Annotated in this window: 14 protein-coding genes; 12 read left to right on the plus strand and 2 right to left on the minus strand. The window is 72.0% G+C overall.

Annotated features, from left to right (window positions below):
• The 6 genes from BFF77_RS21495 to BFF77_RS21520 all read left to right on the plus strand — a co-directional run.
• Positions 1–1,833, plus strand: a 1,833-nt coding sequence (locus tag BFF77_RS21495) for a lantibiotic dehydratase (protein ID WP_211280289.1), incomplete at its 5' end; no start/stop codon positions are given.
• Complete coding sequence (locus BFF77_RS21500; RefSeq protein ID WP_066952401.1) at positions 1,821–2,930, plus strand: lantibiotic dehydratase C-terminal domain-containing protein; 1,110 nt, start codon at positions 1,821–1,823, stop codon at positions 2,928–2,930. The genes BFF77_RS21495 and BFF77_RS21500, both read left to right, overlap by 13 nt.
• Positions 2,927–4,144, plus strand: a complete 1,218-nt coding sequence (locus BFF77_RS21505) for a zinc metalloprotease (RefSeq protein WP_245703632.1) — start codon at positions 2,927–2,929, stop codon at positions 4,142–4,144. Before BFF77_RS21500 ends, BFF77_RS21505 begins: the two co-directional genes overlap by 4 nt.
• Before the next feature lie 29 nt (positions 4,145–4,173).
• Positions 4,174–5,202, plus strand: a complete 1,029-nt coding sequence (locus BFF77_RS21510) for an ABC transporter ATP-binding protein (protein WP_079125360.1) — start codon at positions 4,174–4,176, stop codon at positions 5,200–5,202.
• Positions 5,199–5,954, plus strand: a complete 756-nt coding sequence (locus tag BFF77_RS21515; RefSeq protein ID WP_066952403.1) for an ABC transporter permease — start codon at positions 5,199–5,201, stop codon at positions 5,952–5,954. The genes BFF77_RS21510 and BFF77_RS21515 overlap by 4 nt, the downstream gene beginning before the upstream one ends.
• Positions 5,951–7,981: a TOMM precursor leader peptide-binding protein gene (locus BFF77_RS21520; RefSeq protein WP_211280290.1), complete on the plus strand. Its 2,031-nt coding sequence runs from the start codon at positions 5,951–5,953 to the stop codon at positions 7,979–7,981. Before BFF77_RS21515 ends, BFF77_RS21520 begins: the two co-directional genes overlap by 4 nt.
• A 166-nt stretch (positions 7,982–8,147) precedes the next feature.
• Here BFF77_RS21520 and BFF77_RS21525 read toward each other — a convergent pair whose 3' ends face one another.
• Complete coding sequence (locus BFF77_RS21525) at positions 8,148–8,324, minus strand: thiazolylpeptide-type bacteriocin (protein ID WP_066952405.1); 177 nt, start codon at positions 8,322–8,324, stop codon at positions 8,148–8,150.
• Positions 8,325–8,482: 158 nt separating this feature from the next.
• Here BFF77_RS21525 and BFF77_RS21530 point away from each other — a divergent pair, with 158 nt between their 5' ends.
• A complete protein-coding gene (locus BFF77_RS21530) occupies positions 8,483–9,814 on the plus strand; it encodes an amidohydrolase (protein WP_079125361.1) in 1,332 nt (443 codons plus the stop codon).
• Here the strand turns inward: BFF77_RS21530 and BFF77_RS21535 are convergent.
• Complete coding sequence (locus BFF77_RS21535; RefSeq protein ID WP_079125364.1) at positions 9,717–11,114, minus strand: M20/M25/M40 family metallo-hydrolase; 1,398 nt, start codon at positions 11,112–11,114, stop codon at positions 9,717–9,719. The genes BFF77_RS21530 and BFF77_RS21535 overlap by 98 nt on opposite strands.
• Before the next feature lie 215 nt (positions 11,115–11,329).
• Between BFF77_RS21535 and BFF77_RS21540 the strand changes: the two genes are divergently transcribed.
• The 5 genes from BFF77_RS21540 to BFF77_RS21555 all read left to right on the plus strand — a co-directional run.
• Complete coding sequence (locus tag BFF77_RS21540; protein ID WP_066952409.1) at positions 11,330–13,123, plus strand: DUF885 domain-containing protein; 1,794 nt, start codon at positions 11,330–11,332, stop codon at positions 13,121–13,123.
• 76 nt (positions 13,124–13,199) lie between these two features.
• Entirely contained in the window at positions 13,200–13,442 is a 243-nt protein-coding gene (locus BFF77_RS21545) for a hypothetical protein (protein ID WP_066952411.1), read from the plus strand.
• Positions 13,442–13,819 (plus strand): toxin Doc, encoded by a 378-nt coding sequence (locus BFF77_RS21550; RefSeq protein ID WP_066952413.1) that lies wholly within the window; start codon positions 13,442–13,444, stop codon positions 13,817–13,819. Before BFF77_RS21545 ends, BFF77_RS21550 begins: the two co-directional genes overlap by 1 nt.
• 55 nt (positions 13,820–13,874) lie before the next feature.
• Positions 13,875–14,033 carry a hypothetical protein gene (locus BFF77_RS35765; protein WP_169922699.1) on the plus strand — a complete coding sequence of 53 codons (159 nt, stop codon included), beginning with the start codon at positions 13,875–13,877 and terminating at the stop codon, positions 14,031–14,033.
• A gap of 126 nt (positions 14,034–14,159) precedes the next feature.
• Positions 14,160–15,698: glycoside hydrolase family 3 N-terminal domain-containing protein (locus BFF77_RS21555; protein WP_066952415.1), on the plus strand; the 1,539-nt coding region annotated here is incomplete at its 3' end.

A 15,698-nucleotide genomic window follows, 5' to 3' on the forward strand; every position in this document is an offset into this window, starting at 1 on the left:
GGTACCGGTGCTGGTACCGGCACCGACCGCGAGCTGCGCTACCGCGATCTGGTGGAGTGGCTCCGTACCGAGCACGACGCCGAGCCCGAGATGTGCGAGACCTATGTGGCGGCGCTGCTCCAGCTCGGCATGGTGCGCGTGCCCTGCCTGGACACCGACGTCCACAGCCCCGATCCGCTGCGCGCCTTCCGTGACGCGCTCGGCGGACTCGGCCGTCCCTGGGCCGACGAGCTCGCCGCCGCGCTCGAAGGGCCCGTCTCGGCCGTCGACCGCTTCTCCTCGGCCGGCCGCGCCGAACGGGCGGAGCTGCTGCGCGAGCTGCGCGCCGGACTGCGCGCCGCTCAGGCCCTGCTGACCGGCGGCGAGGCCGAGGCCACCCTGCCGCAGACACTGCTGTACGAGGACGTCAGCGCGGGCCGCGCGATCAGCTGCGGTCTGGGCGCGTGGACCGGACCCGCGGGCGGGGCGCTGCGCTCGGTCGAACGGATCCTGCCCGCCTTCGATCTGACACTGCCTCAGCGCGTCACCTTCAAGGGCTTCTTCCTGGCGCGGTACGGGCGCGGCGGGCGGTGCGACGATCTGCTCGGGCTCGTCCACGACTTCCACGAGGACTTCTTCGACCAGTACCTCTCCTTCGCGGGCAAGCGGCGGCCGTTCGACGACCGGGGAGAGTATGTGCCGGAGGAGAACTGGCTGAGCCTGCCCGGGATCCGCGCCATCGACGCGGCACGCCGGGCGTTCATCGGCCGGATGCGACAGGCCTGGGAGACGTGGGAGGCGGAGGGCGACACGGCCGGGACGCCCGGCATCAGGCTCGCGGAGGCGGACCTCGCCCCGGTGGCGGCCGAACTCGCCCCGGTCGCGGGCGACTTCGTACCCCAGTCGCACCATCTCCAGCTCGCCCGCGAGGGGGGCGAACCGCTGATCGTGCTCAACCGCTCCTACGGCGGCCTCTCCTTCCCGTTCAGCCGGTTCACCCATGTCTACGACACACCGGGCCCGTCCGGCGAGGCGGACGCCTTCTCCCGGGAGCTGCGCGCCACCGCCGCCGCTCTGACTCCCGACGGAGCGGTGCTCGCCGAGATCACCGGTGGCGCCGTCACCAGCAATCTCAATCTGCACAGCCCGCTCACCGACTACCAGATCGTCTGTCCCGGTGAGTCGAGCACCGTTCCCGAGGACCGCCGTATCCATCTCGACGACCTCTCCGTCGAGCACGACGAGGACACCGACCGGCTGGTGCTGCGCTCGGCCCGGCTCGGCCGTGAGGTCGTCCCGGTCTATCTCGGCTATCTGGTCCCGCTCGCCCTGCCCGAGATCCCGCGCACCCTGCTGCTGCTGTCCCCGACCTCGATGGCTCCCATCGACGTCTGGGCCGGTGTCCCGGAGGGCGAGCCCGAGGACGGCGTCACCGCCCGCCCCCGGGTGCTGCACGGCGATGTCGTCCTGAGCCGGCGGAGCTGGACCACCACGGCCGGTGCGCTGCCCCAGCGCCGTCCCGGTACCGACGACCAGGAGTGGTTCCTCGACTGGCAGCGCTGGCGGCGCGCGCACCGGCTGCCCGACCAGGTCTTCGCCACCGTCTCCGGCGGACCCCGGGGCGGCGCGGGCGCCAAGCCCCAGTATGTGGACTTCCGGAGCCACCTCTCCCTCACCGCCCTCGAAGCGCTCCCCACGCACCCCGACGACCGGGTCGTGCTGCGGGAGATGCTCCCCTCCGAGGACGGACTGCATGTCCGGTCCGCGCGCGGCAGCCATGTCGCCGAGCTGGCCGTGGAGACCTTCACCTCGACCCGACGACGCACAGAGGGCGCACCGACATGTCAGAGCTGACTCCCGCCCCCGCCACGGCTCCTGCCGCCGCGGGTGCCACCACCGCGGGCCCGGCCGCGGGCGACTGGCAGGCCATCCACATCTTCTACGCGGCCAACCCGCAGCCCCTGCTGGTGAACTGCGTCCGCCCGCTGGTGGCGGACCTGACCGCCGACGGACTGCTGGCCGGTCACTTCTTCATCAACTACTGGCTGGAAGGGCCGCACGTACGGCTCCGGCTCAAGCCCGCCGACGCGACCGCCACCGCCGAGGTGCGCCGCCGCGCCGAGGAGGCCATCGGCGCTTTCCTGCGCGCCAGGCCCGCCCTGTACGAGGTGGATTCGGGCTTCCTCAACGAGTTCTACAACACGCTCTTCGAGATCGAGTTCCCGGAGGGCGACCGCGGCGCCTTCATGGACGCGGACGGCAGGATGAATCTGCGTCCCAACAACTCCTATTCGTACGAGCCCTACGAGCCCGAGTACGGCAAGTACGGCGGCCCGGCCGGTATCGAGCTGGCCGAATGGCACTTCGCGCACTCCAGCGATCTGGTCATGGACGCCTTCCGCACCATGAATCTGCATCTGCGGACGGTACTGCTCGGCACCTCGGCCCAGCTCATGATGGTCATGGCCGGCTGTTTCCTGCCCGAACGCGAGGAACTCGGCGGATATCTCGACCGCTATTACGAGTTCTGGCACAAGGCGTTTCCCGGCACCGGTTTCATCGGCTCGAAGGAGTACGACAAGAACTACGCGGAGATGGCCCCCGGTCTGGGCCGCCGTTTCGAGGGAATCCGGCAGGCCGTCCGTACCGGCGAACTGGGGCGGCTGCCTGCCTTTTTGCGCGGCTGGGCCGAACACTGTCTCGAACTCCGCTCCCGGGCCGAGGAGCTGGCCGTCCACGGGGAGCTGGTGTTCCGCTCCTGGGACGGTACGCGCGACGAGTCGGTCACCGATCCCGCCGTGGCGCTGCCTCTGCTGCTCTCTCCCTACATGCACATGACCAACAACCGGCTGCATGTGACGATCCGGGACGAGGCGTATCTGTCGCATGTGCTGGGCCGGGTCCTGCGCGAGGGCGTCACCGGCACTCCCACTCCGGCGGCGATCCCATGAGCGGTTCACCCGCCGGCTCCGCGTCCTCCGCCGCTTCCGCGTCCGCGCCCGCCGCGTCCGCCGCCCCCGGCGCCGTCTCCGGGTCCGGCCCTGTCTCCGGCTCCGGCTCCGGGGAATTCCTCACGCATCGCCCCGCGCTGCGCCCGGACATCCTGCTCAGCCCCGCCCTGCTGCACGGTCCGGCCACCGTGCACCTGATCAAGGACCCGCAGGGAGGCGCCGCCTTCGAGGTGGGGGTGAAGGAGTACTTCCTGATCTCCCGGCTCGACGGCGTCCGGAGTCTGGAGGAGATCGGGGAGGAGTACGCGGCGGCCTTCGGCAAACGCCTCGCCGAGCCGCACTGGAAACAGCTCCTCACGCTGCTGGGCACCCGCGGCCTGCTGGCCGGAGCCCCCCGCCCGTCGGCGACCGTCCAGCCGGACCGGGCGAGCGGGCCGCTGAACGGCACGGTGCTGCGCGGCACCATGCGGCTGGTCGCCGACGCGAACGCCACCACGGGCCGCCTCCACCGGCTGCTGCGCCCCGTGCTGAGAGCCCCGGTCCTGGTTCCGCTGACCGGGATCCTGGTGGCGATGGAGGTCCTGCTCGCCGCCGCGCTGCCCGAACTGGTCGACGACACCTGGTGGCTGTTCCACCGGCCCGTCGCGCTGATAGCGGTCTTCACCCTGCTGTGGCTCAGCACCGCGCTCCATGAACTCGCGCACGGAGTCGTCGCCCGGCACTACGGAGGCACCGTCAGCGAGATCGGACTGCGCTGGCGGCTGCCGATGGCCGTCATGTACTGCACGGTGGACAACTACCGCTATCTGCGGACCCGTTGGCATCAGTTCGCGGTGGCGGGCGCGGGGGCCTTCGCCAATCTGCTCTTCCTGCTGCCGTTCCTGGCCTGGTGGGCCGCGCTGCCCGCCGGGGACCCGACCCGCCGCGTGCTGTCCGGTCTGCTGCTGCTCGGCAGCGCCCAGGCCCTCGTCAATCTGCTGCCGCTGCCGCCACTTGACGGCTACACGATGCTCGGTCACGCTCTGCGCGTCTCCCACCTCGCACCGGAGAGCGGACGGTATCTGCGGCTGCGCCTCGGGGACCGCGAGGCCGCGGCCCGCTACCCGCGCCGCGCCCGTACGGTCTACCTCCGCTACGCGGTGGGTTCGGCCCTGCTCGTCGTACTGCTGCTCGCGGCCCTGGCAACAGGCCTTTACTTCCACCTAGTTCACTGACCCACAACCCCCGAGGGGCGCAGAACCACATGAGCGAGGCCAGGACCATGGCGTCCGTGCCGGACGAGGCAGCCACCGACGCGGCGATCGTCGTCGACGCGATACGCAAGCGATACGGCGACCGCCAGGCCGTCGACGGGGTGTCACTCCGGGTGAACCGCGGGGAGTTCTTCGGACTCCTCGGACCCAACGGCGCGGGGAAGACCACCCTCGTCGAGATCATGGAGGGGCTGCGCGAGGCGGACTCCGGGACCGTCACGGTGCTCGGCCGGTCGCCGTGGCCGAGGAATGTGGCGCTGCTGCCGCGGCTCGGCGTGCAGACGCAGTCCTCCGCCTTCTTCGTACGCCAGACGGCGCGCGAACACCTCCGTATCGTCGCCGCCCTGTACGGGGCCGGGCGCGAGGACGCCGACCGTACGCTCGACTCGGTCGGGCTGACCGAACAGCGCGATGTGATGGTCGAGAACCTCTCCGGCGGCCAGCGCCAGCGGCTGGCCATCGCCTCCGCGCTGGTCCACGGGCCCGAGCTGATCTTCCTGGACGAGCCCACCGCGGCCCTGGACCCGCAGGCCCGCCGCGATCTGTGGAAGGTGCTGCGCGAGCTCAGGAGCGAGGGCCGCACCATCGTCTACACCACACACCACCTCGACGAGGCCGAGGCGCTCTGCGACCGGGTGGCGATCCTGGTGGACGGTTCCGTCGTCGCCCTGGACTCCCCGCACCATCTCGTCACCGCGGCCGGCGCGCCGACCAGGCTCCTGATCCCCGCCGAGCGGATGACCGAGCGGGACGCGGCGGCCATTCCCGGTGTGGACCGCGTCTTCGTGCAGGGCGGCTCGCTCGTCCTGGAGACCGCCGTGTCCGGCAAGGTGCTCCAGGCGGTCGACGCGCTCACCGGTCTGGACGGCGTCCAGACCCGCACGGCCACGCTGGAGGACGTCTACCTCGAACTCACCGGCACACACAGCACCACGGACACCACCGGTGCCACCGGTGCCGACGGCATCACCAGCACGGACGGCACGAACGGCGCCGAGAACACGGAGCGACAGGGATGAGCGCGTACGCGGCACTGACAGGGGCCGGCTTCCGGGCACAGGTCCGGGACAAGGCCACTCTCTTCTTCACCTTCGCCTTCCCCCTCCTCTTCCTGGTCGTCTTCGGCCTGATCTTCCGAGGCCAGGAGGTGGAGGAGACCGGCCGTCCCTACATCTCCTACATCGCACCGGGCGTCATGTCCTGGGGCGTGGCGAACGCCGCCGTCTTCGGTGTGGCCTTCACCCTGATGCAGTGGCGCCGCGACGATCTGCTGCGGCTGATCCGGATGACGCCCACCCGGCTGCCCGCGGTCCTGGCCTCGCGCTATGTGCTCGCGCTCGCCGTGGGCGCCGTACAGGCCGTGGTGTTCGTCGCGGTGGCGATGCTGCCGCTGTTCGGGCTGGAGCTGGACGTCCGCTGGCCGCTGGCCCTGCCCGTGCTGGTGCTCGGGATCACCGCGTTCCTCACCATCGGCGTGGTGATCGGCTCGTACGCGGACACCCCGGAGGCGGTCGCCGCCATCGCCAACTTCCTCATGGTGCCGATGGCCTTCCTCTCCGGCTCCTTCCTCCCGCTCGACATGATGCCGTCCTGGCTCCGGACCGTCTCCCGGGTACTGCCGCTGCGCTATCTCAACGACGCGGTGTCCGCGGCGCTCTCCGGCCGTGGCGGACTCGACGACATCGCGATCGGCTGCGGTGGGCTGCTGGTCTTCACCGTCGTCTTCGGCGCGCTCGCGCTGAGGACATTCCGCTGGAGCAACAAGGCATGACGGCATCCACGACGACGACCTCCGGGGCCACGACCGGGGGCAGTGCCACGGCAACGGGCCCGGCCACCGTCACCGCGACCGCCACGGACGGCGTACCGCTGGAGCCGGCGCGGGACCGTCTCCAGCGCGCGCTGGCCGAACGGCTCGCGCCCGCCCCCGGTCCCACGGTGGTGCCTCTCGGCGCCGGGGACGTTCTCGGCCACAGCGGCGGCGATCCCTTCGCCGCCGTACGCCCCGGGGCCACCGTCCATCTCACCGCGCGCACGGTGCTGGTGGGCCCCTGGGGCGGCGACGGCGACGCCTCCGCCTGCGGCCAGTGCCTGGCCATGCGATGGCAGCGGCTGCGTACCCGTACCGAGCGGGACGCCCTGGAGACCGGTGCCCGTACCCGCGCCGCCGGCCACTGGCCGCGCCTGACGCCGTACGCGGTCGACGCCGTGGAGGCCCTCCACCGCGCCGTCGCCCTCCCGGACCCCGAACGTCCGGTACCACCGCCCGAGCAGCCGGCCGCCGACCGCCGGCTGCCCCAGGTCTCCCAGCTCGATCTCACCACCCTTGAGATACGGACCTATCCGCTGCTCGCCGATCCGCTCTGCCCGCACTGCGGCCCGCGCGGCGCCGACAGCCCGGACGAGGCGCGGCTGGGACTCGTCAGCCGGCCCAAGCCCGCGCCCGACGTGTACCGGCTGCGCCGCGCCTCCTCGTATCCGATGCCGGTCACGGCGCTCGCCAACCCGGTCTCCGGTGTGCTCGGCGCCGGCACCTGGATCAATGTCACCTCGCCCACCACCGCTCCGGTCGCGGGCAGTGTCTTCATGCGCGGCTACGCAGGTCTGACGGATGTGACCTGGAGCGGCCAGGCCAACGGCTTCGACGCCAGCCGCGACCTCGCCTTTCTGGAGGGCCTGGAGCGGTACGCGGGAACCCATCGGCGCACCGGTACCACCCTGCTCACGGCCGCCCACAGCGCCCTCGGCCCGGAGGGCCTGCCCGCCCTCGACCCGGCCGAGTGCGGCTTCTACCCGCCCGAGACCTATCGCGACGACCCGATGGTCGCCCCGTTCGATCCCGACCGGCCCATTCCCTGGGTCTGGGGCTACTCGCTGCGCGACGAGCGCCCACTTCTCGTACCGGCCCGGCTGGTCCACTACAGCGCCGGTCTCGCCTCCGACAACTTCGTCTTCGAGTGCTCCAACGGCTGCGCGATCGGCGGCTGTCTGGAGGAGGCGGTCCTGGGCGGACTGCTCGAACTCATCGAGCGCGACGCCTTTCTGGTGGCCTGGTACGGCAACACACCGCTGACCGAGATCGATCTGGACTCCGTCGGCGATCGCACGGTCCGCACGATGATCGACCGGGCGGCCCTCCAGGGCTACGACGTCCACGCGTTCGACAACCGGATCGATCTCGCCGTACCGGTCGTCACCGGTCTGGCCGTACGCCGTGACGGCGGGCCCGGCACCTTCTCCTTCGGCGCGGGAGCGAGCCTCGATCCGGCGGCGGCCCTGGAAGGAGCCCTGTCCGAGGTCCTCACCTATATCCCGCACCTGCCGCGCCAGGTGGCGGAGCGCCGCTCCGAACTGGACGCCATGGCGGACGACTTCGGGAAGGTCCTGCATCTCAAGGACCATGCCCAGCTCTACGGTCTGCCCAGGATGGCCGACCATGTCCGCAGCTATCTGGAGCCGTCGGCCGTCCGGCCGATGGCCGACGTCTACCGCACGTGGGAGGAGCGGGACCGGCCGCGTACCGGTGATCTGCGGGACGACGTGATCCACTGCCGGGACGCACTCGTACGGGCCGGACACGATGTGATCGTCGTCGACCAGACCACGCCCGAGCAGCACCGTATCGGACTGCGCACCGTCGCCACGATCGTTCCCGGACTGCTGCCCATCGACTTCGGCTGGTCGCGTCAGCGCGCCCCGCGGATGCCACGGCTGCGGACGGCCGCGTGGCGGGGCGGACTGCGCGCCGCCGAGCTGACGGAGGCGGAGATCCGGATGGTGCCGCACCCGTTCCCGTGACGTCCGTGAGTCACGTGCCCGGCGCCGTACAAGAGGCATACGGCGCCCGGCGCGTGGCAACACCGCGCCCGCGGAGACGCACGCGCACACGCACCGCATACAGAAGCGGGCGGTACCGGCGAGAGAACTCGCAGGTGCCGCCCGCTTCCGTGCCGAGCGCGTGAGATCAGGCGCTGCAGGAGGTGGTGCTGGTGGTGGAGGAGCAGGTCGACGTCGAGCTGCAGCTCGTGGAGCCTGCGAGAACGACCTCGCTGGCGTCCGAGTAGTCCGAGATCTCGAAGGTCTCCGACTCGAGCTCCATGATCTCGTCGGCGAGGGAGGCGAGGATGCTCTTGTCAGCCATGGTGACTCCTTAGGGGAAAGCCCGGTCTCCGGGGGGCTCCCCGGCGACCCGATCTGTGCCACCCGTATTCCAGCGGACGTCACTTCCAGAACGGCACGTCTTCCACTGACCACCTGTGTCAGCGGTCTGTACGTGGCGGGCCCGGCCCGTGCCGCACCATGGACCGGGTGAGCCCTGCCGCGTACTCCGGAGAGAACATCCCCGTCCTGGACGGGCTGGCCGAGGTCCTGCGCCCGGCGGTCGCCCTCTATCTGGATCTGCACCGCCATCCCGAACTCTCCGGCGAGGAACGGCGGACCGCCGCCGCGCTCGGCGGGTGGCTGCGGGAGTCGGGCTACGAGGTGACGGAGGGCATCGGCGGCCATGGCGTCGTCGGGGTCCTGCGCAACGGGGACGGACCGCGCGTGATGATCCGCGCCGAACTCGACGCCCTGCCCCTGACGGAGCGCACCGGTCTGCCCTACGCGAGCGAGGGCCCGGTCACCCATGCCTGCGGACACGATCTGCATCTGGCCGCCGTCGCGGGCGCCGCGTCCCTGCTGGCCCGCGCACGGGAGCAGTGGCACGGCACGGTCGTGATCGTCGGCCAGCCGGCCGAGGAGACGCTCACGGGAGCGCGGGCCATGCTCGAGGACGGGCTGTACGAGCGCTTCGGGCGGCCCGACACCGTGCTCGCCCAGCACACGGCCCCCCTGCTCGGCGGAATGGTCGCCCACGGTTACGGTCCGATGCTGGCGGGAAGTGCCGGCTTCGAGGCCGTCATCCACGGCCGCGCCGGACACGCGGGCACCCCGCATCTCGCGGTCGATCCGGTGCTCACCGGCGCCGCCGCCGTGCTGCGGCTCCAGGGCGCGGTGTCCCGCGAGTCCGCTCCGACCGAGCAAGTGGCCCTGAACGTCGGGTCGTTCCACGCGGGCACCGCGGGCAATCTCGTCCCCGGTCTGGCGAGCCTCGGTATCACCGTGCGCGCCCTGTCCGAGCGCGCGCTCGACCGGATGACCGCTTCGGTGGAACGGATCGTCCGGGCCGAGTGCGCCGCGTCCGGCTGCCCCCGGGAGCCGGAGATCACGGTCGTCTCCCGGTCGCCGGTCACCCACCCCGATCCGGCGGCCACGGCGGCCGTGCGCCGGGCCCATGTGGAGCTGTACGGGGCGGAGCGCGTGGCGCCCTGGCCACCGGCCATGGCCACCGAGGACTTTCCGCTCTACGGGGACGCCGGAGCCTCCCTGCACGGGATGACCGGGATCGCGCTCTCCTACTGGATGCTCGGCACGGTCGGCCCGAAGACGTGGGCCAGGACGCCGGGCACGGCCGAGGAGAAGTTCGCGGCTCTGCCGCCGAACCACTCGCCGGAGTTCGCCCCGGACGTCCGCACCGCGCTGCCCACCGGTATCACCGCGATGACGTCGGCGGCCCTGGTTCGGCTGGGGACCGGCGCAGACCGTGCGCGGACCGGTGCCGCAGCCGCCACAGGAACAGCGCCTCGGTGACCGACATCCGTTCCAGCTCACGCGGGTCGAGACTCTCGTTCGGCCCGTGGACCCGCGCCTCCGGCTCGCCCAGACCGATCAGCAGGATCTCGGCCCGGGGCGAGAGATCCGCCAGGGTGTCGCGCAGCGGGATCGAGCCACCGAGGCCCGCCACCCGCATCTCCTGCCCGTACACCTGCCGCATGGCCTCCGCCATCGCGGTGTAGGCGGGTGTCGTGGTGTCGGCGCTGAACGGCTGCTCCTGTCCGACGATCTCCACCCGCGCCCGCGCGCCCCACGGCGTGTGCGACTCCAGATGGGCGACGAGCAGTCCGGCGGCCCCGGCGGGGTCCGTCCCCGGCGGGATCCGGAGACAGACCAGCGCCCGCGCGCCGTCCGCGCTGCCCGCGCGGGGACAGTCGAGTCCGACGACGGTCGCGGAGGGCCTGGCCCAGAGCCGGTCGGCGACGGTGCCCGAACCCGGCAGGTCCACGCCGTAGAGCACTTTGGCGTCCGCGCGGAACCGCTTGCGCGGATACGGCACACCGCGCCAGCTCCCGGCTCCGTCGAGGCCGTCGACAACGGTGTTGCCCTCGCCGTCGTGCAGGGAGGCGAGGGTACGGATCAGCGCGGCCGTGGCGCCGGGCTGGTCCGTGGTGACCGCGGCGGGGCCGGTGCCGGACGGTCCCGGCCCGGAACCTGTGCGCGCAGACGGTCCGCGCCCTGACGACTCCACCGTGACACGCGCCACCACCGTCCCGCGCAGCGAGGCGGTCACGGTCGGCAGCCCGGCCCGTACGTTCCCGGCGTCGCCGATGACCACGGTGTCGGCGGCGAGCAGATCCGGGTGCGCCCGCGCGTACCGCTCCAGACCGCCGGTGCCCTGCTCCTGCGAGCCCTCCACGATCAGTTTGACGTTCACCGGCAGCGCGCCGCCCGCGCGCAGCGCGCGCAGCGCGAGCAGATGCATGACGATGCCGCCCTTGCAGTCCGCCGCGCCCCGCCCGTACCACCGGCCGTTCTTGCGTACGGTCAGGGTGAAAGGCGGTGTGTGCCAGGCGGATTCGTCCGGGGCGGACCGGACGTCGTAGTGCGCGTAGAGGAGTACGGTCGGGCTCGCGGGCGGTCCGGGCAGCGATCCGTACACCGACCGGACACCGTCCGAGGTGTCGAGTAACGCCACGTCCTGGAAGCCCTCGGCGCGCAGCGTTCCGGCCAGCCACTCGGCGGCGGCCTCGCACTCACTCGTGAGGAGCCGCGCGGGATCGGCCACCGAGCGGAAGGCGACCAGTTCGGCCAGTTCGGTGCGGGCCCTGGGCATCAGGGACGAGACCGAGGCTGCGATCGCACGGTGGGCGGCTTCGACGGACACACAGACTCCTTGTGAACGGCTCGCGCGTCGATACGAGTTCGGCGCGGCTCACCACAAGTGAACCGCGCCGGCCGTGGACACACCGGCGGCGGGGTACGGCATTTTCGCGGCGCCTGCCGCCATCGGCCGGGCACGGCGGTCAGCCGGGCGTGAGGATGATCCGTATGTCCGACACCACGCGCCCCCGGCCGCTGCCCTCGCCCGCCGCGCCGTCCCCGCCGCCCCGCCACATCGCGGACGCCTACACCGATGACCTGATCGCGCTGGATCCCGTGCTCGGGACGATCATCGGCGACCGGAACAGCCATGACGGACTGCCCGACTTCTCACCGGACGGCGGTGATCAGCTGGCGAAGCTCGCCGCGGACACCCTGCGCCGCCTCGCCGCGACCGACCGGCAGGCCGTACCGGACACGGACACGGCGCCCGGCGGCGCCGACGACGGCATGGACCCGGGCACGGGCCCGGACGCCGGTTCCGAGGCGGCGATCGAGCGGAACTGCGCCCGGCTGCTGCGCGAGCGGCTCACCGCGGAACTCGCGATGCACGAGACGGGCGAGACACTCCGCTCGGTCTCCACCATCTACTCTCCCGTGCACCGGATCCGGACCGCCCTCACGCTCACCCCCACCGCCGACGCCGAGGACTGGCGAGCCGTGGCGCGCCGGCTGCGCGCCCTGCCCGCCTCGCTGGAGAGCTACCGCGCCGCGCTCGCCGAGGGCCTGCGCCGGGGCCTGCCCGCCGGCCCGCGCCAGATCACCACGATGGCCGGGCAACTGGACGAGTGGATCGGCCCAAGGGGCGGCTGGTTCGGCCGGTTCGTCGCTCCCGGTCCCGAGGCACTGCGCAAGGAACTGGAGAGTGCGGCACAGGAGGCCGCCGCCGCCGTCGGGCGGCTGCGGAACTGGCTCGGCCAGGTCTACGCGCCCGGTGTCGCGGGCGCGCCCGAGGTGGTCGGCCGGGAGCGGTACGCCGTCTGCGCACGCTACTTCAACGGCACCGATCTCGACCTGGACGAGGCGTACGAGTACGGCTGGTCCGAATTCCACCGGCTGCTCGGCGAGATGCGGACCGAGGCGGCGAGGATCCGTCCGGACGCCGCGACACCCTGGACGGTGCTGAGGCATCTCGACACCCATGGCCATGCCGTCGAGGGGGAGGAGGCGGTACGGGCCTGGCTCCAGGACCTGATGGACGAGGCCGTCGGCCACCTCGGGGGCACCCACTTCGACATCGCCGGGCGGATCGCCCGGGTCGAGTCCTGTCTCGCTCCCGCGGGCGGCGGCCCGGCGCCGTACTACACCTCGCCCTCGCAGGACTTCAGCCGTCCCGGCCGCACCTGGCTGCCGACGATGGGCAGGACGCGCTTCCCGACGTACGAACTGGTCTCCACCTGGTACCACGAGGGCGTCCCCGGCCACCATCTCCAACTGGCCCAGTGGGCCCATCTGTCGGACCGGCTCTCCCGCTATCAGACAGGGGTCGCGACCGTGAGCGCCAACACGGAGGGCTGGGCGCTGTACGCGGAACGGCTCATGGACGAGCTCGGCTTCCTCACCGATCCCGAGCACCGGCTCGGCCATCTCGACATGCAGATGATGCGCGCGGTGCGGGTGGTCATCGACCTCGGGATGCATCTGGAGCTGACCATTCCCGCGCACTCGCCCTTCCGTCCTGGCGCACGCTGGACTCCCGCACTGGCCGAGGAGTTCTTCAGGGCGCACAGCGGCCGTCCGGACGCGTTCGTCCGCGGCGAGATGATCCGCTACCTGGGCACACCCGGCCAGGCCATCGGCTACAAGCTCGGCGAGCGTGTCTGGCTGCGCGGACGCGAGGCGGCCCGCACGGCGCACCTCCGCGACGGCCGCGAGTTCGATCTCAAGCGATGGCACATGGCCGCACTGTCCCAGGGCTCCCTGGGCCTGGACGACCTGGAGGCCGTCCTGGCCGAGCTCTGACCCCCGCGCCCCGGTCGGCCGGGCCGGTGTGACCTGGGCACTTCCCTGAATGGTACCGAGTAGGTACCGTGGGGTCATGCCATCTCTCAACATCAGCTTCACCGAGGACGAGCTGGAGGCGGTGCGCGCCGCGGCGGCAGCCGAGGGCAAGTCGCTCAAGCAGTACGTCCATGATCTGCCTCTGCGCGAGCAGCAGCGGATCCAGTTCGTCCGTTACGCGGTCACCTGGGGCGAGCGGCACAGGTCCGAGTTCGACGAGGCCTTCGCCGACGAGATCCCACCCGCCGGTCACGGGAACCGGCAGGTGGACGCCGCCTGATGCCCGTGCTCCATGTCGATGTGGCCTGGCTCCTGGACGTACAGGAACAGGCCGTCCCCGAGGACGTGTCCGTCGCCGACTACTCGGCCCTGGTCGCCGCCGTCGCACGGCACAAGACCCGTATCCCGCGTCCGGCCACCAGCGAGCCCGACGTCGCCTGGCGCGCGGCGGCCCTCTTCCACACACTGGTCCGGCTGGAGCCGCTGCCGTACCGCAACAGCCTGTACGCGTGCCAGGTCGTCGCCGCGTACATGCACGCGTCCGGTGAGGGAATCGATCCGCCCTACGGCGCGCTCGTCGAACTGGTGCGCGCCGTCCAGTCGGGCAAGGTGAATGTGTACCAGGCGGCGGAGTACATCCGCGGCTGGCGCATCTGACGCCCACGGCCGGCCCGTCCTCCACGGGACCGTCGGGTGAACCCGGCGCCGTGCCGTGGCCGGCTTCGGCACGGCGCCGCGCGGTCCCTGCGACCGGGAACGGCCGCCGACGGCCGCCGACGGCGGTGACCATCTCCGTCCGAACGGCAACGGCAACGGCATGCGGGTGATGGCCGGCACCGTCGATATCAGGACCTTCAGCCGCGACCCCTGACCGGCCGCCCTCTCCTGCCGCCGTCCCGCGCTCCCGTATGATCCACCGGCTCCGCTTCCCCGGGGGACGTCAGGACCCGGGGGAAGCCGCCATGTCCACCACCCACCCCCATGAGGGAGCGCTCCCATGACCGGCGCCAGCGGCACGGCACCGTACGCATCCGAGATCACGGACCTGATCGGCCGCATGACGGTCGAGGAGAAGTTCGGCCAGCTCCAGCAGCTCTCCTGGACCGGTGACACCGGCCCCGGCGAGGGACAGACCCATGAGGTGGAGACCACGGCGCGCGCCGGACTGCTCGGTTCCGTGCTGAACGTCACGGGCCCCCGGTACACCAACCATCTCCAGCGCATCGCCGTCGAGGAGTCCCGGCTCGGGATTCCGCTGCTCTTCGGGCTCGACATCATCCACGGCTACTGGACGACCTTCCCGATCCCGCTCGCCCAGGCCGCCAGCTTCGATCCCGGTGTGCCGGCGCGGGACGCCGAGGTCTCGGCGGGGGAGGCGCGCTCCGACGGACTGCACTGGACGTTCGCGCCGATGATGGACGTCACCCATGAGCCGCGCTGGGGACGGATCGCGGAGAGCGGCGGCGAGGACCCGTATCTCAACGCGCGCCTCGCGGCGGCCAAGGTACGCGCCTACCAGGGCGACGACCTCGCCGCACCGGACCGGATCGCCGCCTGCGCCAAGCACTTCGTCGCCTACGGAGGAGCGGAGGGCGGCCGTGACTACAACACGGTCGACGTCTCCGAGGCACGGTTGCGCAATCTCTATCTGCCGCCGTTCAAGGCCGCCGTCGACGCGGGCGTGGCCACCGTGATGGCGGCGTTCAACACCATCAGCGGCGTCCCGGCCCACGCCGATCCCCGCACACTGACCGGCATCCTCAAGGAGGAGTGGGGCTTCGACGGGTTCGTCGTCAGCGACTGGACCGGTGTCCATGAGCTGATCGCACACGGCTTCGCGGCCGACGGCGCCGACGCGGGCCGGCTGTCCCTCAACGCCGGCGTCGACATGGAGATGGTCTCCACCCATCTCGCCGACCACGGGACGCGGTTGCTCGCCGAGGGCCGGATCGGCCAGGAGCGGCTCGACGACGCCGTGGCCCGGATCCTGCGGCTGAAGTTCCGTCTCGGGCTCTTCGAGCGGCCGTACGCCGACGAGAGCGCCGTGATCACCGCGCCGACCGGTCCGGCGCGCGCGGCGGCCCGGGAAGCGGCGGCGCGCTGCATGGTGCTGCTGAAGAACGACGGCGACGTGCTGCCGCTGAGCACCGGGACCGGATCGCTCGCGGTCGTCGGCCCGTTCGCCGCCTCGACCGATCTGCTGGGCACCTGGATCGCCCCGGGAGCCGACGGCTTTCCCGCCGTCACGGTTCTCGACGCCGTCAGGGCGGCGGCGCCCGCCGCCGAGGTCGGCCACGCGCCCGGCGTCGAGGCCCAGGGGCAGGACACCGGCGGTATCCCGGAGGCCGTCGCCCTCGCCCGCACCGCCGACATGACGATCGTGGTGGTGGGCGAGCCCGCCGAGATCACCGGCGAGGCCGCCACCCGCGCCGATCTCGCGCTGCCGGGCGCGCAGCGAGAGCTCATCGCCGCGATCGCCGCCACCGGGCGGCCCTTCGTGGTCGTCCTCGTCAACGGCCGCCCGCTGACCGTGGCG

Origin of the sequence: Streptomyces lushanensis, assembly GCF_001700515.1 — a bacterium.
GTDB classification, from domain to species: domain Bacteria; phylum Actinomycetota; class Actinomycetes; order Streptomycetales; family Streptomycetaceae; genus Streptomyces; species Streptomyces lushanensis.